The following is a 19,223-nucleotide window of genomic DNA, read 5'->3' as shown; positions in this document are numbered from 1 at the left end:
TTGCAACCTCAAAATTTGGCCTATTCGTCTAGTGGTTAGGACTCAAGATTTTCATTCTTGCAACAGGGGTTCGATTCCCCTATAGGCTACCAAATTTGATATCATGCCGGATTTAAAAATTCAAGAAGCAACATTGCTTTTTAAGAAGATCCACTCTAACCCAAAAAGTTACGACTTGAAAGTTAATGAAGATGGGATAATAGGCAGAGATGACAAGATAAGTTTCAGACTTTACAGGTATGGAGAGAGGGTAGCCTTTGAAGTAACTATAGATGGACTAACTTTCACCAATACTACTGGAGAATGGAACAACGCAATGATAATGTTGGGAAATATTATCAAGAAAATAGATAAGGAACAAGAAAATTTTAAAATAGAACAAGCAATAGACAAACTGAGAAAATATTTATCTGAAGAAAATTAAAATTATTTAAAAATAAATTTGGCAGATAAAAAAAAAAGTTTTTACTTTTGCACTCACATTTGAACGATATGGCAAATCATAAATCAGCATTAAAGAGAATTAGACAAAACGAAGTTAGAAAAGTTCGTAACAGATACTACCACAAAACTGCTAGAACAGCAATGAAGGTTTTGAGAAATGAAGAAGACAAAGCTGCTGCTGCAGAGCAATTGCCAAAGGTTATCTCTTTGTTGGATAAATTAGCTAAGAAAAATATTATCCACAAAAACAAGGCTGCTAACTTGAAAAGTAAATTAACTAAGCACGTTAATAAATTAGCGTAATACGGATAGTTGGCCCGTTCGTCTATCGGTTAGGACCTCAGATTTTCATTCTGGTAAGAGGGGTTCGATTCCCCTACGGGCTACTAATAAGAGTTGTAAACTTATAAAAACAAAAAATCTAACACATTAAGATATCTTAGTGTAATGGTAGATGGCCCGTTCGTCTATCGGTTAGGACCTCAGATTTTCATTCTGGTAAGAGGGGTTCGATTCCCCTACGGGCTACAAAAGCTGCAAACAATGTTTGCAGCTTTTTGTTTTATAGTCCCTCTCATTCATAAAGACGGGATTTTTAAAAATTTATTTATATATCTCTTTGCAATATATACTATAAGTCCTACCTTTGCAGTCATCAGATGATAAGATGTATATGACACAGATCCAAAAAAAGACATTAGCTCAGGAAGTTGCAGAAAGACTCACAGAAGGAATACTCAATGAGACTTATTCAATCGGTGATCAGCTACCTACGGAGCCGGAACTGATGAAAGTATATGGTGTGGGACGCTCGAGTATTCGCGAGGCTATTAAAATACTATCCATTAAAGGTGTATTAAGTGTACAGCAAGGTGTCGGTACCTTTGTGGTTTCAAAAAATGTCCAGGAATCTCTGGAAATCCAGATGAGCAATGCAGAAATTGAAGAAGTAGAAGAAGTACGATCCCTGCTGGAGTCAAAAGTTGCCGCAAAAGCAGCTCTCAATCATACAGAAGCCCAACTGAAAACCATAAAAGAATATCTGGATCTGAGAAATAAGTTTGCGGAAGAAAATATGGCACTCGAATGTTACCAGGCTGATATCAATTTCCATTTATCCATAGCGGAAGCGTGTGGAAATAAACTCCTGAAAGAAATTTATAAAATAGCGAGCAGACAAGTCCTCAGAGTCTTTGAAAGCAGCCATAAAAACAATACTGAAGCATTCAGGATTTCACAGAAATTGCATGCGGAACTCTATGAATATATTAGGAACAGAGATGCGGATAATGCGGCTCTTATTGCTGAAAAAATAATTCACAAACTATTATAAAAAAAGACTTTCTATTAACAACTTAAAATTCATCAGATGACAAGATGAATTAAAACTATTATTCTATGAACACTGTACAGACAAAAACAATTGACACCCATAAGATTGTTTATCCCATTCTCTTTATGATCAGCTTTTCTCATTTTTTAAATGACCTGATCCAATCTACAATTCCTTCCTTGTATCCCATTCTAAAGGGAGAGTTTAAGCTATCATTTTCCCAGATTGGTATTATTACCCTGGTGTTCCAGCTTACCGCATCTATTCTACAGCCCTTTGTTGGTATATACACAGATAAAAAACCTAATCCAAGGTCACTGGCTATAGGTATGGCGCTTTCCATGGCAGGATTATTACTCCTTGCGGCAGCACATGAGTACTATGTTATTCTCATTTCAGTTGCACTCATCGGAATGGGATCTTCCGTTTTTCATCCTGAGGCTTCACGGGTTGCCCAACTGGCTTCCGGTGGCCAGAAAGGGCTGGCCCAGTCTATATTTCAGGTGGGAGGAAACTCGGGAAGTGCAATCGGTCCCTTATTAGTTGCGCTTATAGTCCTTCCCTTAGGCCAGGGTTATGTGGGACTATTTGCTATAGCTGCTTTCATTGGTATTATTGTTTTATGGAGAATAGGAAACTGGTATGCTGAAAGGCTATCCATAAGAAAGACAGTAAAACATTCAGATATGGTCGTACACATAGATCTTTCAAGAAAAAAAGTAATATCCTCAATTACTATCCTTTTGGCCCTTGTATTTTCTAAATACATCTATCTGGCATCAATGACCAATTACTTCACATTTTTCCTTATTGATAAGTTTCATATTTCAGTGAAGGATTCCCAGTTGTATTTGTTCATGTTCCTTGCAGCAGTTGCAGTAGGAACGATCCTTGGTGGCAAACTGGGTGATAAATACGGCAGAAAGAAAATAATCTGGATTTCTATCTTGGGTGCTGCTCCTTTCACGCTTTGTCTTCCTTATCTTTCTTTGATGTGGACAGTTATTTTTGCAATTCTTATCGGATTGATCATTGCATCCGCTTTCTCTGCTATTCTGGTTTACGCTACCGATCTTATGCCGGATAAAATCGGATTAGTAGCCGGGTTGTTTTTCGGATTCATGTTTGGAATGGGAGGTATAGGATCTGCTGTTTTGGGGGCGGTAGCAGATGACACCAGCATAGAATATGTATTTAAAATATGTGCTTTTTTACCTCTTATGGGTATTATTACCGCATTTTTGCCTAATATAAAAGGAACAAAAAAACACTGATTATAATTATAAATTTGGAAATGTAATCCCCCTTTATACATGGTAAAGGGGGATTATTTTAGTCTCATTTTCAATAGATTATACATTAAGCCATCGTTAATTCTTAATGAATTTTTTCCACTGTAGGTAGAATTAAAATACATAATACAATATTTGACATCTCTTTATAGATAAGGGATTACTTTCATTTTCAACGACTTGCTTAGGTTAAGAAAAAATTAAAAATCATTATTAAATCACATAAATATGAAATAAATACATTATCGTAACCTTTTTTTTTTGTAATTTTAAAATTCTAAAAACTAATTTCTAACATATGAAAACAAATCTATTCGCAGGCCAAAGCATGACGAAAAAAGTAGTCTTGGCTTCCTTACTATTGTTCCTAATGAACACAATGTCTTTTGCACAACTTAACAAAGTGTACGCAAGCAGTCAAACAAACCGGGCATATGGTATCTGTGTTGCCTGTTTTGTACAAAATCCAGAAAACGCAGTAGGCAGTAACGAAAACGACTACTCTACCCTACTTGTTCCTATTGGATTATTAGGAAGAACAGAACAGACTCTGATTTTCCCTACGTCCAATATCCTTGCTGATACGAATAAACTTGTCATTGGTGTTGGTACAGATCAATCTATTCTTACTGCACAATTAATAGGTGGATTATCTGTAGAGACATTTCTTGGCGATGTTTCCAATAATGATTATATGAACATCTTTGATGATGTGCTTAAGTTGGGCGGTACAGATGCAAGTAGAGGAGCTCTTGAACTTACTATGAACAAACCTTTCGACCGTGTGAAAATAAGCCTTAACTCAGGATTGCTTAACCTTAATGGAGGTTTCCGTATTTATTACGCTTATCAGTACAAAGATCCACACATCAGCTTAATGGCATACAGCAAGAATGGTCAGGTTACCCTTGATGGAAATGTACCTTTCGAAGGATCTGACGTTGCTTTAATCAATACATCAGGAAAAGAAGTGTATCGTTCAAAACTAAAATCAAAAACGTTTGAATCTACACTACCGGAAGGAGTTTATATTATGACCCTTACCACAAAAGAAGGAAAAATATACTCTCGTAAAATCATGATTAAATAAAAAAACATGTAATAACAACATGTGAAAAATACGGCAGGCTAAAAGCCTGCCGTATTTATTTGTAATCAATTTAGAATAATCACGATCATTGTGCCACTGAATATTTTCAACTCTACGAGAGTAAGCATTCGGGTAATCAGTTAAAAACAGATATATATAATCTGTTTCATGATATCTTACAAAAGCCCTTAATCTATATAAAAACCCTCTATCACATGATAGAGGGTTTAATTTATAAACTATCCTTTAAGATTTAATTCTTAATAAATTTTTGTTGATAAACTGCCTTATCAGTAACCACCTTTAGAATATAGATTCCCTTAGTAAGAGTGCTTACATTGGTTTGTCCATTACTGAACTGAGTAGGAATAATTTTTCCGGAAGCATCATATACCACCGTATTCAATACTTTATCCTGAGTTTTAATATTAAGAACATCTGTCGCAGGATTAGGATAAATTCCCAATTCAAGCTTTCTAACGTCTGCTGTTCCTAATGTAGACAAATTAGCATTTACTACAAGTGATTTTTCCACAAGCTTTCCATTTGAATTAAAGCTTATAACAACTGTAGAAGTTCCCGTACTTTGTGGTGTTAATACCAACTCATCATTTGTATTAATCACAGCATTTACAACTCCTGAATTACTATTGGACTTTACAGTTTTTACAATAGCTAACGAAAGGTTATCAGCATCAGAAACCACTGTTTTAAGGTCGATGGTAGTCGTACTGTTCACTGTAGTTTGTGATGGGAATGTACTTTGTACAACTGGAGCAATAGTATCCGGGAACACGGTAACCGCAGGAAACCAATAATAATCATTTAATATTTTAGTATTGGTAAGAGCTCCTGTACTACTGAATGTATGTACCCAGTTTTTCTGATAGTGTGCTCCATAACCACTTTCTGTTGTATTCAAAATCAATTCATCCGTAACAGGGTTTACACGCAAAGCAGCTCCATAAGGAATCTGCTTGTAAGTTCCCGTTTGTCCTGGAATTGCTGCAAAACTTTCGTTAAATGTTTTAGTGGTAACATCAAATTTCACAATCTGGCTACCCGAAGAGAATGCATTAATTGAGTTGATCCAGTACAGCGCATTTTGTTTGGTACTATACGTCAATCTTCCGGCATACCATGCTCCCCAGTCTCCAATGTATTTGGTGGTAGGAATAGCATAATCTGTTGTTACAAAAGTAGTAGGATGGATATTCACCAATTTCTGTTGCTGAATCGCCCAAACACTTCCATCTTTAGCCTGCACAATTGAATAAAATGCACCTGCAATAGTCTGAACAACAGCGTTGGTATTCGGGTTGATCACAAGAATTCCCCCGTTTTGTGTCACAGCAAATACATATTGCGATGTACGAATCATATTCCCAATCTGACCTTTACCATTAGTTTCGGGCACTAAAGTTCCAACCTGCAAATTATCAATATCAAATAAAAAGATTCCGGTAGTGGTTCCAATATATCCCTTATGTTCATTGACACCTAGGAAAAACCTTCCATCTCCTCCTCCAATAGTATTAAATCCAGCGATCTTTTGCATGGTAGTGGCATTCGCTACAACAAGTCTCCCTCCAGGTGTATATTGTGTATCACCCCCATCAGCAGCCTGTTTCGAAATAAAGTAAAACTTATCACCATAGATCGTTCCATACTGTGTAGTAGCTCCGAATGCTTCATTATTATTTTTGTCACTATATATCCTATAGTTGATCTGACCATTATTATTTACAAAATTAACAGAGCCATTGGTATGTCCATACCAATCTTCATTCACCATAAAATAACCATCTGTAAAAGTTGCCGGTGAAGCATAAGCCGATACTGGTGTTAATGTTGTAGAAATCGGCTGATCAACCATTCCCGGATAAAAATTCCAAAGATCCCATGCTCCGTTTTCTAAAGTACGGCTGCTGGCACCTAAACTAGAATATCCAAAATCGGTATCTGTAGGATTCTTCACCCAATAAGACCAGTATCCGGTAGTCCAGCCAGACTTCCAGTGATCATTAGCCGCATCTATCGCTGTATAATCATCGAAATCATATGCTGTCGTATTGATGATACCATTTAAAGGATACAATGGATATGTTACATTGTTATTCTTGTATAATCCATTGGTCCCTTGTCCGTTCAGATCAAAACCAAGTCCTCCGATCGCTGTTCCGAAAGTAGTTCCCTGATACACCAAAGAATAAAAACGGTGGTCCGCTTTAGCAATGGCCTTTAGCATATCCTCTCCTGTAGCATTTCCATCCCACTTAAATCCCCAAACTAAAGCATCAGGATTTTTTCCATCATTCCATTGGACAACAAAAGCCGCCTTTTTAGAACCCGTCCCCACCCAGTACTGAATATCAGAAAAACTGGTTACAGTAGTTGTTGTTTTCAGCCCATTTTTATGTACTGAATTTTGTTTGATGTCATTTCGGGGCACGCCCTGAACTGTGACCTGTGCATTCGTGAAAAATGCAAAGAATAACAGTAAAGTTAAAAGATAGATCTTTTTCATTTTTAAATAAATTTATTGTTGAATTTTATTTTATGTATAAATCGTATGCTCCTGCTACTTCCGTAGACACTTCTCCCAGCCAGCCTGCTTCCTGATTGATTCCCGTGTGCACTTTTACAAAATCGATCCCCGGAAGCTTTACATATTTCCCGCTCTTATCTACGGCCCAGGAAATATCAATATTGGATGCCTCATCATTATTCGGAGCGTTATCCGCGTATCCAAAGTCATATGATTTACCAATCCAATAAGACCCATTTCCACTCTGATCGTAAAAATTGTTTTGTAATCTAGTTCCTGACAAGCTGTAAGAAGCATCAGAAATCCATAAAGGGAAGTAGCTGTGATCATGGAACCCGTTCTTGGTTTTAAATCCGGTATTTCCCTGATTATCCTGCCATTTAATATATTCGATATCAGTTTGCCATGGCTCACTTCCGGGAACAGGAAGTTTAGTTTCATTGGGTTTGAAATAAGTGATGCTGTAATTCTTTACGGTTGTATTTTTAAAATATTCACTTCCAGCAATTTCGTACCACTCATTATCATCAGGTTTCCCGTTTTTATTTCTGTCATAAGCCACCATAATAATTCCCGGCTCACAAGAACCCGAACGTGGATCGTTAGCATTATTTCCCCAGAAAGCATTTCCAAGAATCTTAAAATCCCGGCCGTTCATATTTGGAATCGTATGATCAAACCCAAAAACAACATAGCCCCCGAATCCTCCTAAACTGATCATTGTGGAATTTGAGCCGATTAAAGATTCCCTGGCTTTTTGCAACATAGTATTGGCAGTATTTCCAGCAAGATATTCAGGAATTTCATTGGTAAACTGTCCTATTGCAGGTCGGAAATCCAGTACACTGGCAATATATTTACTGTAGGAACCCGGCTCCTTATTTACAATAATGGTAGATTGATATGTTTTCACATTTCCATTTTGTTCTATTTTCAGTGTCAGTGGATATGTCTTCGCGTAAGGGCTGATAAAATCGAGTTCGGATCCTTCAGAAATAATGGAATCTTTAATACTCCAGGTGAGTTTGCCAGGAACATTTGCGGGAATATTCAGTACCTTAAAACGATTGATCGTATAAGACTCTTCCAATCCCTTAAATGAAAACTCTTCATCTCTGTCACTTTTACATCCTGATATTCCGGTTAAAAGAAATATAACCAGTACAGCAGGTATTATTTTTAAAATTTTTCTGTCCATATCTAAGATTCAGTTATTTATATAAAAAGGTAAAGTGAGCCGGAATATTCCCTCCTTCCGTTTTCCATTTAAAATGACCACTTTTATTAAAGCAATAGACAAATCCCGTGGATACATAATTCCTCGCATCGGTAATATAAATATCCTCAGTAATGGGATTTACAGCAATTCCATAAGGAGCCTTGATTGCATCTGCATATTCCTGATCGATAATTTTATCAGAAATCACCTGTTCGGTCTTTACATCAATAATTCCAAAAGTTTTAGTGTAAGAATGGGTATTATAATTGAATTCATTTCCATAGTAATAAAGCTTATCATTCACAATGGTCATTTCACTCACTGCGAGATGAAAATCTTTTTTCACAGTTCCGGTTGCTACATCAACGAGGAATAAACTTGATGGTACATTGTAATAATCTCCTCTTGAGCTTACATACAAATCCCCGTAATTATCCTTTTTAAGGCGGTGAAGGTTGATTGCAACATTTATTTTTTTTACTTTCTGTAAATGTATTGAGATCGATCACAGAAACAGTTTTATCATAATTTGGAACCATATACCCTCCTGAATTAGCTACAAAAAGCTGGTTTCCCACAATCTCAATTTCTTCAGGCTGATATCCTACGGTAACTTGTCTTTGAATGGCAAGGGAAGTCGTATCAATCTCCACAACTTTTCCTTTAGGAGAATTAGGATTGATATCAACAGGCCCAGCGTAACTGCTGGCATAGGCTTTTCCATCTTTGAATTTAATGTACCTGCAGTTTTGTAACTGGATTGTTTTGATTCGCTTTGCTGTTTTTGCATCCAGCACTTCGATTTTATTGGACACATTCACCACAACATACAATTTACCTCCGTAAATCTGAATATCATTTCCCACATCGCCTAATTCTTTAACAACATTGGGATTAATTTCTGCATAAATATTTCTTCTGTAGTTTCCTGTTGTATAATCAAAAAAATCAAGAGTGCATTTATTGCTCCCCATATTTCCTTCATTCAAAACATAAAAACCTTTGATTGCAGTATTTTCCGGTTGTGTAAGACCCGTCTCAACTTCTTCTTTCGGAGTGTATTCATCTGTTCTGCATGACAGTAGTGAAAACGCAATGAATAAGAACACGTAATAGCTTATTTTTTTCATAATGTATAGCTTACAATAAGTTTAAAATTTCTTCCTGGCATTGGATAGTTCCTTACCACATCATAGTGCTGATTCAAAGTATTATTGACCTCAAAGCTTACCTTGAACTGGTGAGAATACCAGTTAAACCTTTTCTGAATCGATAAATCGTGCGTATACCAGGGTTTGATGAGATTATATTCAATATTGTTTTGTTGTGCATCATAACGTTTCCCCGTATACATAAAGCTATAATTAAAGCTCCACTCCTTATAATCAGCCATCAAAGTAAAAGTTCCTGAATGCCACGGCACATAAGGAATCTGATCTCCATAATATGACTCTCCTTTTTCAGTAAAATCGCGTGCACTTTGGTAGGTATAGCTCAACAATGGTTTCAATATTACTTTCCCAAGGTCCAGCTCAGCCTGTATATTCACATCTGATCCTATGATCTGAACATCTCCAAGATTCGTCATCATCCATCTGAAAAGATTGGTTGTGGGCACTGCAATGATCTTATTTTCCACTTTGTTATAATACCCGTCTGCCTTGAAGTAAATACTTTTCAGAACCTGATGGTTATAAGTCTTCTGATAAGTAAAACCTACGTCATATTGATTGGTAAATTCAGGTTTAAGAAAAACATTCCCGATCATGGTATAGTACAGGTCATTGAAAGTCGGCATTCTAAAAATCCTTTTATAAAATGCTCTCACAGTTAAATTCTTAAAGGCCAGTGGCTGGTAACTCAAAAATGCAGAGGGTGTCCATTCACTCTTATCCGGCGACTTGGAATTACGTTCAACATTCTCCCGAATAAAAGTGCCTAAAACACTTCCAAGAAATTTAAACCGGTTCCATTGGTAAGTGGTTGCAAAAGCAACCAATGAGGTATAACGCGTGGGAAATGAGAAAAGCTTAAGATCGGAATCCAGATTATTATACTGGAAATCAACATTAGCACTAACATCCCAGTTTGGTGTAATTGAGTAAATATTGGAAGATGATAAATATAATTCTCTCTGGATATATGTATTATCCGTTTTTAAAGCCGTTTCAGCTACATTTACCGTATCCATATACCGGGTATAGTCGTAGGCAAATTTAGCTTTGAGCTGAGTCTCAAATTTTGAAAATATTTTTTTCCTCAGGTGAGCCTGAACAAAATAATTTCTATCAAGTAATTTTTGTCCTTTCGGATCAAAACCATTATTCACAATTGCTGAGGGAATCCCACGATCTGAAATATATCCGTAGCCCCTGACATTCCAGTCTCCATTATTCAGATTTCCCTGCAGGCTGGTCTCAAATCTTTTGGCAGTAATATAAGAATCATATCTTGTTGCAATTGTATCATTGGCTATAGTACCATCAGGGTGTTTTTTCTGGTATTTGTATTTATATTGTCCGTCACTCTGTATAAATTCGGAGCTGAAACTTACGGAAATTTTATCTGAAAGCTTTTGCTCCAATCGAAATGACGGGTTGAAAAGATCGATTGAGCTGTTTTTTATTCTAAGTACAAGATTCGTTTTTTTATTTCCGGAAAAATAAGGAGTCTTGGGTTGGAGATAAATTGAGCCGGAAGATCCAAAATCTTTTGCAGGCTGAAAGATCTCACTTTTCTGTCCGTTGTATAATGAAATTTCTCCGATATCATCCAGCGAAAACTTTCCCAGATCGATAACCCCGTTTTGTGCATTTCCCAATTGAATCCCATCATAGAAAACACCGACATGCTGGCTACCCATGCTTCGGATATTAACCGTTTTCAATCCGCCAATTCCACCGTAATCCTTGATCTGTACTCCCGAAAAATAGCGTAATGCATCGGCTACGGACTGGCTGTTCAACCTTTCCAGCTGTTCTCCTGAAAGAGTTTGAGCGGGAAGAATTTCTTTAAAATCTTTTTTATAATGGTAACCGGAAGGATCCCTTTTTCCTTTATACTATCTCTTGACTGAGAAAAATAAAGCTGGTTAATTAGCACAAGGATTGTGATAATTATTTTTTTAGTTGTAAAAGTAAATTTCGGTTCCATTAGCTCACTGAGAATAATCTTGACACTAATGGATATAAGAAAGCAGCAATAACATTGTACAGCCATAGCTGCACAGAAGCATTGTTGTCCTTAGCTTTATTCCACGAAAGCATCAAACTTTAATCTTCTGGCAGGTCTTCTGACTTACTCCATTTTTGAAATCCTTCCCATTAAAAACAGTGGATATATACATCAAAAATTTTGGTTTAGAGTTTACAGCAGCGGGTCTGTTCCGGATTTACACCGGATTCCCTTTTAAAAGCCTTTTACAGCTCACCAGATTCCGGCAAAGATAGAAAATTCTTCTTAGAAACAATATTATACTTAATAAAATGATTTTCAACAGAATAAAAACAAACATTCCGTTACATGAGTAACGGAATGTTCATTTGATTTTTATATCCCAAAGTTAATAAACACACTGAATCTGGATTTAGCTTCAATGTTTCCACCGGCCAGATTTGAATAGGCAGGAAGCATCAGTTCACTACCCAGGCTCCATTTACTATAGGAAAGTTCAAAGCCTAATTTTCCATATAAAGCACTTCCGGCAGTATCCGGTAAGGCTTCATCAAATTGCTTATTCCTATCATATACTTCTCCCTGTAATCCGGCTTTCCCGGAAAAGATCATTTTTTTGTCCGCATAAAGCTGATAAAATCCGGTAGCTGCATAGTTCCATTGGTTTCCAAACTGATAATACTTCTTATTTTCACCTTTAACAGTATAATCCGTATTAACAATTACCGCAACTTTGTTCTTTTGGTATTTATAATTCACAACCATCTGATAATCCCAGCTTCCTGTTCCCAATTGGAAACTCGGATTCACTCCCGTAATTCCTTTTTCATCAAATCTTCCTAACGGAACTTTTATTCCTAATCCTCCATTTAATTGGTGAGATGCATCTTTAGAATTGATCAGCTGATAAATACCCATTACATTCAGATCCCCTATTCCATTAATTCTGATGTCTCCCTGCATTGTTTTTTTTTCATGAAACTGAAAAGGGAGACTCCCGTAAACACTCAGCTTTTTCGTAATGGGAACTTTTCCCCATAACTGGATGGTATTGAAGTACTGATCCTGGGTGAGATCATTCACAAAAAGGTTTTCTTTGGCTTTATAATGCTGTGCAAAATATTTTATTCCTATAAATTGAGGATTAAGCAAAGACTCAAATCCTGATGATCCATTTCCTGCAGCACAGCCACAAGCATCACAATCATCATCAAAAAATTTGCTGGGGTTAAAACTATTTTCAGGAATATACAAACTGTCTCTTATGGGTTCTGCATAGGCTATTTGGCATAAAAATAAACCCAATACTATTAAAAAAAATGTTTTTCATGTTTGATTAAAATTTATTCTGAGAATTTTGGGTTGGTAACAAAGTCTTTATCAGATAGAGTTTTCAGGAAAGCAATAATGGACTGCTTCTCCGCATTGTTCATCGTGAGTCCGATATGTCCGTTTTGTTTAAGCAGCGGATCAAGGTTAGGATTGTCCTCTACATTATCCGAGTAAAAATTAAGAACAGCATCCAGGGTATAGAATCTCCCGTCATGCATATAAGGTGCTGTATATTCCACATTCCTTAAGCTGGGTACCCGGAATTTCATCCAATCTACCTGATCCAATGTTACCCTATAACGCCCGGCATCCTTAAACTGACTATTGTAATACATCCCTGTATTGCGGAAACTTTCATCCGTAAACAATTCTCCACTATGGCATGAGGAACATTTCTGCTGGAATAGTGCCATTCCCTTCATTTCCGTTGTAGTAAAAGTTGCTTTTCCCTGCTTATACTGGTCATACTTAGAATTAGCAGAAATCATCGTTACCATGAACTGTGACAAAGCCTTCAAAACCCTTTCCCCTGTAATATATTCATCACCATAAGCGGCTTTGAAAAGATTTCTATACTTGCTATCGGCATTTAATTTAGCAATCACTTCAGGCATTGAACTATCCATTTCGTTTGCGTCGGTAATAGGAATAATGGGTTGCTCATTAAGGTTATGAATTACCCCATCCCACATATATCGCTTTAAGAATGCCATATTCTGGATAGGAGGGGCATTGCGTATTCCGATCCTGTCATCCACCCCATGGCTCACATTATGCCCATGGTGCGTAAAAGCATTTTCCTGTATATGGCAGAAGCCGCACGAAATGGTATTATTTCGGGAAAGCCTTCCTTCGTAGAATAATTTCCTTCCCAGCTCTACTCCATTTTTGGTGATCGAATTCCCCGTTTTATCAAACGTCATTTCAGGAAAATAAGCTGGAAACTGTAAGTTATAAGCCTCATCCTTTTCCAATGGCTCAATAACCTCATCTGAGCACGATATGATATTAAAAAATGTAACAATAATCAATCCTGCCTTCAGAATATTTTTAATCTTCATCATTATGAACGTGGTTTACGGTAAACATTTTAGTAAGGTTGTTGGTTACACTTACCAAATGCGGACTCGATCCCATCATCATATCGTTAGATGTATTAAGGGTAAGTTTTGTGTCACCACTCAGATACTGATTAAGATCGGCCAAAATATGAATCGACGGTCTTATTTTTCCGGTCACTCTCGCCGTTGTTGGGAGGTCTAAAGTAATTTCCCGGTATAAATCAGGAGTATTATTAGCCGCTACATTTCCCATATTTCCCGTATGATTCATAAACTCCTTCTCTGCAGCAGTACTCCCGTATTTCCCTTCCAGCTTTACAAAAACATAGCCCGCAGCCCAGGACCAGGACATCCCCTTTGTTTTAGCTTTATTCCAAAACTCTGCCTGCCCGTCCATTCCCAGGAGATAAGCATTCTGGCTGATTCCCAGACCAAACTTCACTTTTTTATAATTGTTTTTAGGAATTCCGGTAAGGTTTACATAAACGATTCCTGCTACGGCATCTGCCTGGTCTATGATAAAGGCTCCTTTATCAGGATTATTTTCATTGTATTTAAATTCTTTCCCGGATTCATCAATCAGGCTGATATTACTTACAATATATTTTAAAGTAGAAAACTGGTGTTTTTGTCCGCTTGAAGAAGTTTGGGTTGTCTGATTCAAAACAATACCGCCAAGGTTATTGAATCCGTTTTCAAACTTTATCTGTAGGTTTCCCGGTGTAGTATCCTGTGAATTATCCCTATCGTCATTACTCTGACATGATGAAGCACTAAGTAATATAAGGCCAATAAACAATAGAGATAAAAATTTATAAATTTTCATTGTTGATTTTTTTAAATTGTATTTGTTTGAATAGAAATAAACATCGAATGTTGAAAACATTCATTTTCTCAATCCCAATAGGCATAAAAGTTTTAGCACTTTAGAATTATAAAGTGAATCATGAAACAATTATGAAGAACACATGAGTGTGGAAAATCTGTAATTTTCGCAGTATGTGAACTTTAACAATTGGTGATAAGATGTATAAACAACTTTAAAAAACCGGCGGCCTGAAAATATGTTTCAGGAAAAGAAAAGAGTAATTCTTTTGATAAATAAAAGTAAAATTGTGATCGTATGTTAGATCTGTGTTTTTTATTTCTGTTATTTCCGGAAGGATGTAAATATCAAGAATTTTTTGTCCGGAATTTTTTCCCTTACTCAAAGGGGCTGTTTCTGTATCATTGGTTTTAGCGAGTTCTTTACTCAAATAACATTTACCATTACAATTCAGCTCTGGTTTGTTTTTGTTAACACAAAGGACCTCAACAATATAATCATAATTTACAGCATATTCCATGATGGGGATCAGAGGTCTGACCACCATATAGAGGGTAAGGAATATGCTGCAAATATAATTCATGATCTATTTTTTGCTCAGTGCATTTTCATATCTCTTACTTACCTCTTTCCAGTTTAATACGTTCCAGATCGCGGTAAGATAGTCAGCTCTCTTATTCTGATATTTTAAATAATAAGCATGCTCCCATACATCAATTCCAAGAATTGGAGTTCCTTTTTCTTCTACAACATCCATTAAAGGATTATCCTGATTAGGAGTTGAAGAAACAAACAACTTTCCGTTCTTATCCACGGAAAGCCATGCCCAACCGGAACCAAAACGATCAGCTCCTGCCTTGCTCATTTTCTCTTTAAAGGCATCAAGACTTCCAAAAGTTTCTGTAATTGCTTTTAGTAATTTCGCAGAAGGCTGGGTATTTTTCTCAGGCGTTAACATGGTCCAGAAAAGTTCGTGGTTAAAATGTCCTCCGGCGTTGTTTCTGATCGTTGGACTAAGAGTTGAAACTTTAGAAAGGATCTGGAATAAAGTCTCTTTTTCCTGAGGTGTTCCAGCAATTGCCTTATTCAAATTACTTACATACCCCGCAGCATGCTTTGTATAATGGATTTCCATGGTTTGCGCATCTATTGAACCTTCCAACGCATTGTAAGCGTATGATAAAGGAGTTTGCTTGAATTGCGCAAAAGCAAATTGCGCTGCCAAAACTGCACCTAAGGCAGCTATTTTCATAATCTTCATAATGTTTTGTATTTATGGTTTAACATTTTTTAAAGAGTAAGTTTGATGATGGAAGACAAGGGTTAAAGACCTTCATTCACAATCAATACACTTCCTGACATCCAACTTTTAATTTAATAACTTCTTAATATCTTCAATCAGCCTTTCCCTGTCCGGATGATATTTGCCGGTAAGCTGTGTTTCTTTTCCTTCGGGATCCTTATAGTTTAATCCTGAATAGTAAAGGATAGGCATATTGTCTTTATTATATCTGCAACGGATATTTCCTTCCTGATCAACAAGCGCAATCATCCCGCTATGATTAAGACTCTCTCCCTCATCTTCTTTATCCCCAACATAGATATTGAACTGATCCGCAAGGTTTCCAATGTACGTCCGGTCTCCGGTTAAAAAATGCCAGTTGGGAGATTTTGCTCCGATTCTATTGGCATGTTGTTTCAACGTTTCCGGAGTATCGTTCAACGGATCTATGCTTATGGAAATAATCCCAAACTCAGGATTGTTAATCTCCTCTTCGATCACTTTCATATTGCTGTTCATTACAGGACAGATGGTGGGACATTTACTAAAGAAGAATTCCACCAGATATACTTTGCCCAGCATATCTCTATTGGTAATCTTTTTATTATTCTGATCGGTAAGCTCAAAATCAGGAACCTTCATTACAGTATAAAGGTTTTTTTTTAAAATAGCTCATACCAAAACCTACTCCCAGGAAAATAACTGCAATAATTGCAATGGGAATAACGATCCTGCTTTTTGAGCTTTGGGCTGTTTTTTTATTTTTGGACATATTTTTCAGGATTTTTGTTGAATTCGTCCTTACAGGAAGCACTGCAAAAACCGTACACCTTGTTCTTATATGTTGCTGTAAATTTTAAATAATCTGCCGTTTTCATATGACATACAGGATCTTCAGCGTTGACTACTTTTACCTTAAGGTTCTCCTTTGGAGTCATCATACTTTTACTATGCTTTACTTTAGGTGTTTCCTGGGCACAGGAAATAAATGATACTGACAGCAGCAAAGCTGTCAAAATGAATATATGTTTCATTGGATTGAAATGAAAATTTATAATAATGGATTAATTCAGAGATCTGATTAAAGCTAATTACATAATAAATAGCTAATAAAGATTAGGTATTCGACTAGTAAATTAGTTATTATAAATTATCCTAAAGGAGGATGGAATATCCTGGAAAAATAATCTGAAGAATGCGATTTGATATAGCCTGGATTAGCAACTTTTTGCAAGATTTCAAATCCTTTGGCATCAGCAAATGAAAGAATATCATTGGAAAGAAATACATCAATAACAGAAATTTTTATCGTTTGTGGCCCCGATTGCTTTTCTGTTTTAGCGAGTTCTTTTTCTACATAACATTTACCCTTACATGTAGATTGCGGTTTATCTCTATTTTCACAGAGATTTTTTACAATATAATCATAGTTAACCGCATAGTTCACTAATGGCAATACAGGACGTATTGCTATGGTAAAAATAATGAATATGGATATGAAAAGTTTCAATGATCAATTCTATTCCACAAATATACTACTCAAATTCTTTTTAAGTATAATTTATGATGAAAGTCATCGATATTTTTTCAGACAGAAGCCTTACCGAAATTCAGCAAGGCTTCTTATAATTAAGTTTAATTATGGTTAATGATTAAAATTTCATCCTTTGGATCCTTACGGCATTCAGGATTGCAATCAGTGAAACTCCGACATCTGCAAAAACCGCTTCCCACATGGTCGCCAAACCTCCTGCACCAAGGATCAAAACAATTCCTTTTACCACAAATGCTAGGGTAATGTTTTGCCATACAATCTGTTTGGTCTTCCTACCTATATTAATGGCCATAGGAATTTTACTTGGCATGTCATCCTGTATTACAACGTCAGCTGTTTCAATCGTTGCATCACTTCCCAGTCCACCCATTGCAATTCCTACATCACTCAAAGCTACAACCGGAGCATCATTCACTCCATCACCAACAAAAGCAACCGTCTCATTTTTAGCTTTGATAGCTTTTACTTTATTCACCTTATCCTCTGGAAGTAAATCCCCATAAGCATTTTGAATTCCCAAAGTATCCGCCACATATTTTACAACTGAGCTTTTATCGCCACTCAGCATGGTTGATTTTATATTTAATGCTTTTAATTTATTGATCGTTAATTGCGCATCGTTTTTAATGGTATCTGCAATAGTAAGATATCCTACAAACTTATTATCATAAGCGACCGCAATTAATGTATACACAATATTATCCGGGTTGATATCATACTGAATATTGAATCGATCCATCATTTTGAAATTCCCAACCAATAAATCTTTTCCATTAATTGTTGCTTTCAGCCCGTGCCCTGCAATTTCCTCTACGTTTTCCATGGGAATGGAATGATCTATTTCTCCTACATACTCATGAATAGCTGTTGCTACAGGGTGCGTACTCTGGCTTTCTAAAAGGTTTACCAGTTTCAATATTTCATTTTTATCAAACTCAGGCTTGAAGTCCACTTCCTGAACTTTGAAAACACCTTCTGTCATTGTTCCGGTCTTATCCATTACAACATTCTGGATTTTAGCAAGTGCATCTAAGAAGTTACTTCCTTTGAACAGAATTCCATTTCTGCTTCCCGCTCCAATCCCTCCGAAATATCCCAAAGGAATTGAGATCACCAATGCACATGGACAAGAAATCACAAGGAATACTAAAGCTCTGTACAACCAATCTTTAAATTGATAGTCCGCTACAAAGAAATAAGGTAATAATGCAATTGCTATAGCAAGCAGAACAACAATCGGAGTATAAACTTTCGCAAATTTTCTAATGAATAATTCGGTTGGAGCTTTTTGCGCTGTAGCATTTTGAACCAGCTCCAGGATCTTACTCAGTTTACTATCCTGATATGCAGTGGTAACTTTAACCTGGCTAACAGTATTTAAATTGATCATTCCCGCAAGCACTGCATCACCTTTGGTTTTGGTATCCGGCTTACTTTCCCCTGTAAGTGCAGCTGTATTAAATGAAGCAGTTTCTGAAAGCAATTCTCCATCCAGCCCTAATTTCTCTCCGGATTTCAATTGAATAATTTCTCCTATACCTACAGTCTCTGCTTTCACTATTTGGGGTTGCCCACCTTTTAAAACAGTTACCTCATCCGGACGCTGATCTAATAATGATTTGATATTGCTTTTCGCCCTTGTAACGGCCAAAGTTTGAAATACTTCTCCAACGGCATAAAAAAGCATCACTGCTACTCCTTCAGGATATTGGGCAATAACAAATGCCCCAATTGTTGCAATCCCCATTAAGAAGAATTCTGAAAACACATCTCCTTTAATGATGCTTTCATAAGCCTCTCTTAATACTGGAAGTCCAACAGGAATATAGGCCGCTGAGTACCAAACGATCCGAACCCAACCGGTAAACCATTCTGTTTTTATATAATTGTCTAAAGAGACACCGATCATTAATAAAACAAAAGAGATTACTGCAGGTAAAAACAACTGGAAAGTCGTTTTATCTGAGGTATCATGAGAGTGACCGTGATCATGGCCATCTCCTTCAAAATGATTGTGCTCTTTTTTTTGAGGTTTTGTATTACAGCATTCTTCCATAACTTATAATT

General features: G+C 36.5%; 18 protein-coding genes, 3 tRNA genes, 1 pseudogene and 1 riboswitch. Of the genes and pseudogenes, 8 read left to right on the top strand and 14 right to left on the bottom strand.

What is annotated here, in order from left to right:
• The first annotated feature begins 17 nt into the window (after window positions 1-17).
• The 8 genes from ACJ5H0_RS14365 (at window position 18) to ACJ5H0_RS14330 (ending at window position 4,159) form a co-directional block, all read left to right on the top strand.
• Window positions 18-92 (top strand) — tRNA-Glu (locus ACJ5H0_RS14365).
• Between the two features lie 11 nt (window positions 93-103).
• Complete coding sequence (locus ACJ5H0_RS14360) at window positions 104-424, top strand: hypothetical protein (RefSeq protein WP_172284615.1); 321 nt, start codon at window positions 104-106, stop codon at window positions 422-424.
• Window positions 425-492: 68 nt separating this feature from the next.
• The gene (gene rpsT / locus ACJ5H0_RS14355; protein ID WP_273650527.1) at window positions 493-747 is read left to right on the top strand and encodes a 30S ribosomal protein S20; all 255 of its coding nucleotides are present in this window, start codon (window positions 493-495) and stop codon (window positions 745-747) included.
• An 11-nt stretch (window positions 748-758) separates the two neighbouring features.
• Window positions 759-830 (top strand) — tRNA-Glu (locus ACJ5H0_RS14350).
• A gap of 70 nt (window positions 831-900) precedes the next feature.
• A tRNA-Glu gene (locus ACJ5H0_RS14345) sits at window positions 901-972 on the top strand.
• Between the two features lie 145 nt (window positions 973-1,117).
• Complete coding sequence (locus tag ACJ5H0_RS14340) at window positions 1,118-1,777, top strand: FadR/GntR family transcriptional regulator (RefSeq protein ID WP_273650526.1); 660 nt, start codon at window positions 1,118-1,120, stop codon at window positions 1,775-1,777.
• Window positions 1,778-1,842: 65 nt separating this feature from the next.
• The gene (locus tag ACJ5H0_RS14335) at window positions 1,843-3,051 is read left to right on the top strand and encodes an MFS transporter (RefSeq protein WP_411250013.1); all 1,209 of its coding nucleotides are present in this window, start codon (window positions 1,843-1,845) and stop codon (window positions 3,049-3,051) included.
• Window positions 3,052-3,367: 316 nt separating this feature from the next.
• Window positions 3,368-4,159 carry a T9SS type A sorting domain-containing protein gene (locus tag ACJ5H0_RS14330; protein ID WP_172284623.1) on the top strand — a complete coding sequence of 264 codons (792 nt, stop codon included), beginning with the start codon at window positions 3,368-3,370 and terminating at the stop codon, window positions 4,157-4,159.
• Window positions 4,160-4,412: 253 nt separating this feature from the next.
• Here the strand turns inward: ACJ5H0_RS14330 and ACJ5H0_RS14325 are convergent, their stop codons facing one another.
• The 14 genes and pseudogenes from ACJ5H0_RS14325 to ACJ5H0_RS14260 all read right to left on the bottom strand — a co-directional run bounded on the left by ACJ5H0_RS14325 (window position 4,413) and on the right by ACJ5H0_RS14260 (window position 19,212).
• Window positions 4,413-6,686 carry a T9SS type A sorting domain-containing protein gene (locus ACJ5H0_RS14325; RefSeq protein ID WP_411250012.1) on the bottom strand — a complete coding sequence of 758 codons (2,274 nt, stop codon included), beginning with the start codon at window positions 6,684-6,686 and terminating at the stop codon, window positions 4,413-4,415.
• Window positions 6,687-6,711: 25 nt separating this feature from the next.
• The gene (locus ACJ5H0_RS14320; RefSeq protein WP_172284627.1) at window positions 6,712-7,905 is read right to left on the bottom strand and encodes a cell surface protein; all 1,194 of its coding nucleotides are present in this window, start codon (window positions 7,903-7,905) and stop codon (window positions 6,712-6,714) included.
• Between the two features lie 13 nt (window positions 7,906-7,918).
• A pseudogene (locus ACJ5H0_RS14315) lies at window positions 7,919-9,056 on the bottom strand (YncE family protein).
• A complete protein-coding gene (locus tag ACJ5H0_RS14310) occupies window positions 9,053-10,891 on the bottom strand; it encodes a TonB-dependent receptor plug domain-containing protein (RefSeq protein ID WP_411250011.1) in 1,839 nt (612 codons plus the stop codon). Before ACJ5H0_RS14310 ends, ACJ5H0_RS14315 begins: the two are co-directional and overlap by 4 nt.
• A gap of 300 nt (window positions 10,892-11,191) precedes the next feature.
• Window positions 11,192-11,375: riboswitch (cobalamin riboswitch) on the bottom strand.
• 100 nt (window positions 11,376-11,475) lie between these two features.
• The gene (locus tag ACJ5H0_RS14305; protein ID WP_411250010.1) at window positions 11,476-12,405 is read right to left on the bottom strand and encodes a transporter; all 930 of its coding nucleotides are present in this window, start codon (window positions 12,403-12,405) and stop codon (window positions 11,476-11,478) included.
• A 38-nt stretch (window positions 12,406-12,443) separates the two neighbouring features.
• A complete protein-coding gene (locus ACJ5H0_RS14300) occupies window positions 12,444-13,493 on the bottom strand; it encodes a cytochrome-c peroxidase (RefSeq protein ID WP_411250360.1) in 1,050 nt (349 codons plus the stop codon).
• Window positions 13,483-14,319, bottom strand: coding sequence for an MbnP family protein (locus ACJ5H0_RS14295; protein ID WP_411250009.1), 837 nt, complete (start codon window positions 14,317-14,319; stop codon window positions 13,483-13,485). Before ACJ5H0_RS14295 ends, ACJ5H0_RS14300 begins: the two co-directional genes overlap by 11 nt.
• A 214-nt stretch (window positions 14,320-14,533) precedes the next feature.
• Window positions 14,534-14,902, bottom strand: coding sequence for a hypothetical protein (locus tag ACJ5H0_RS14290; protein ID WP_345990894.1), 369 nt, complete (start codon window positions 14,900-14,902; stop codon window positions 14,534-14,536).
• Window positions 14,903-14,905: 3 nt separating this feature from the next.
• Window positions 14,906-15,580 (bottom strand): superoxide dismutase, encoded by a 675-nt coding sequence (locus ACJ5H0_RS14285; protein WP_172284641.1) that lies wholly within the window; start codon window positions 15,578-15,580, stop codon window positions 14,906-14,908.
• 108 nt (window positions 15,581-15,688) lie between these two features.
• Complete coding sequence (locus ACJ5H0_RS14280; RefSeq protein ID WP_411250008.1) at window positions 15,689-16,243, bottom strand: SCO family protein; 555 nt, start codon at window positions 16,241-16,243, stop codon at window positions 15,689-15,691.
• Window positions 16,230-16,373 carry a hypothetical protein gene (locus tag ACJ5H0_RS14275; RefSeq protein WP_411250007.1) on the bottom strand — a complete coding sequence of 48 codons (144 nt, stop codon included), beginning with the start codon at window positions 16,371-16,373 and terminating at the stop codon, window positions 16,230-16,232. Before ACJ5H0_RS14275 ends, ACJ5H0_RS14280 begins: the two co-directional genes overlap by 14 nt.
• Window positions 16,360-16,635 carry a YHS domain-containing protein gene (locus ACJ5H0_RS14270; RefSeq protein WP_172284645.1) on the bottom strand — a complete coding sequence of 92 codons (276 nt, stop codon included), beginning with the start codon at window positions 16,633-16,635 and terminating at the stop codon, window positions 16,360-16,362. Before ACJ5H0_RS14270 ends, ACJ5H0_RS14275 begins: the two co-directional genes overlap by 14 nt.
• Window positions 16,636-16,751: 116 nt before the next feature.
• A complete protein-coding gene (locus ACJ5H0_RS14265) occupies window positions 16,752-17,111 on the bottom strand; it encodes a hypothetical protein (protein WP_345990895.1) in 360 nt (119 codons plus the stop codon).
• A gap of 142 nt (window positions 17,112-17,253) precedes the next feature.
• Complete coding sequence (locus ACJ5H0_RS14260) at window positions 17,254-19,212, bottom strand: heavy metal translocating P-type ATPase (protein WP_411250006.1); 1,959 nt, start codon at window positions 19,210-19,212, stop codon at window positions 17,254-17,256.
• Between the last annotated feature and the right edge of the window lie 11 nt (window positions 19,213-19,223).

It is taken from the genome of Chryseobacterium proteolyticum, from assembly GCF_046591535.1.
In the GTDB taxonomy this organism is placed as follows: Bacteria; Bacteroidota; Bacteroidia; order Flavobacteriales; family Weeksellaceae; genus Chryseobacterium; species Chryseobacterium proteolyticum.
Note: the sequence above shows the minus strand (reverse complement) of the source record. Positions and strands in the feature narration are given on the sequence as shown.

What these genes read in the sequence shown, in the direction of transcription:
- ACJ5H0_RS14360 (WP_172284615.1), top strand. Translation starts at nt 104, where the DNA reads ATGCCGGATTTAAAAATTCAAGAAGCAACATTGCTTTTTAAGAAGATC.
- ACJ5H0_RS14325 (WP_411250012.1), bottom strand. Translation starts at nt 6,686, where the DNA reads ATGAAAAAGATCTATCTTTTAACTTTACTGTTATTCTTTGCATTTTTC.
- ACJ5H0_RS14330 (WP_172284623.1), top strand. Translation starts at nt 3,368, where the DNA reads ATGAAAACAAATCTATTCGCAGGCCAAAGCATGACGAAAAAAGTAGTC.
- ACJ5H0_RS14275 (WP_411250007.1), bottom strand. Translation starts at nt 16,373, where the DNA reads ATGTCCAAAAATAAAAAAACAGCCCAAAGCTCAAAAAGCAGGATCGTT.
- ACJ5H0_RS14300 (WP_411250360.1), bottom strand. Translation starts at nt 13,493, where the DNA reads ATGAAGATTAAAAATATTCTGAAGGCAGGATTGATTATTGTTACATTT.
- ACJ5H0_RS14290 (WP_345990894.1), bottom strand. Translation starts at nt 14,902, where the DNA reads ATGAATTATATTTGCAGCATATTCCTTACCCTCTATATGGTGGTCAGA.
- ACJ5H0_RS14285 (WP_172284641.1), bottom strand. Translation starts at nt 15,580, where the DNA reads ATGAAGATTATGAAAATAGCTGCCTTAGGTGCAGTTTTGGCAGCGCAA.
- ACJ5H0_RS14320 (WP_172284627.1), bottom strand. Translation starts at nt 7,905, where the DNA reads ATGGACAGAAAAATTTTAAAAATAATACCTGCTGTACTGGTTATATTT.
- ACJ5H0_RS14270 (WP_172284645.1), bottom strand. Translation starts at nt 16,635, where the DNA reads ATGAAACATATATTCATTTTGACAGCTTTGCTGCTGTCAGTATCATTT.
- rpsT (WP_273650527.1), top strand. Translation starts at nt 493, where the DNA reads ATGGCAAATCATAAATCAGCATTAAAGAGAATTAGACAAAACGAAGTT.
- ACJ5H0_RS14260 (WP_411250006.1), bottom strand. Translation starts at nt 19,212, where the DNA reads ATGGAAGAATGCTGTAATACAAAACCTCAAAAAAAAGAGCACAATCAT.
- ACJ5H0_RS14295 (WP_411250009.1), bottom strand. Translation starts at nt 14,319, where the DNA reads ATGAAAATTTATAAATTTTTATCTCTATTGTTTATTGGCCTTATATTA.
- ACJ5H0_RS14335 (WP_411250013.1), top strand. Translation starts at nt 1,843, where the DNA reads ATGAACACTGTACAGACAAAAACAATTGACACCCATAAGATTGTTTAT.
- ACJ5H0_RS14340 (WP_273650526.1), top strand. Translation starts at nt 1,118, where the DNA reads ATGACACAGATCCAAAAAAAGACATTAGCTCAGGAAGTTGCAGAAAGA.
- ACJ5H0_RS14280 (WP_411250008.1), bottom strand. Translation starts at nt 16,243, where the DNA reads ATGAAGGTTCCTGATTTTGAGCTTACCGATCAGAATAATAAAAAGATT.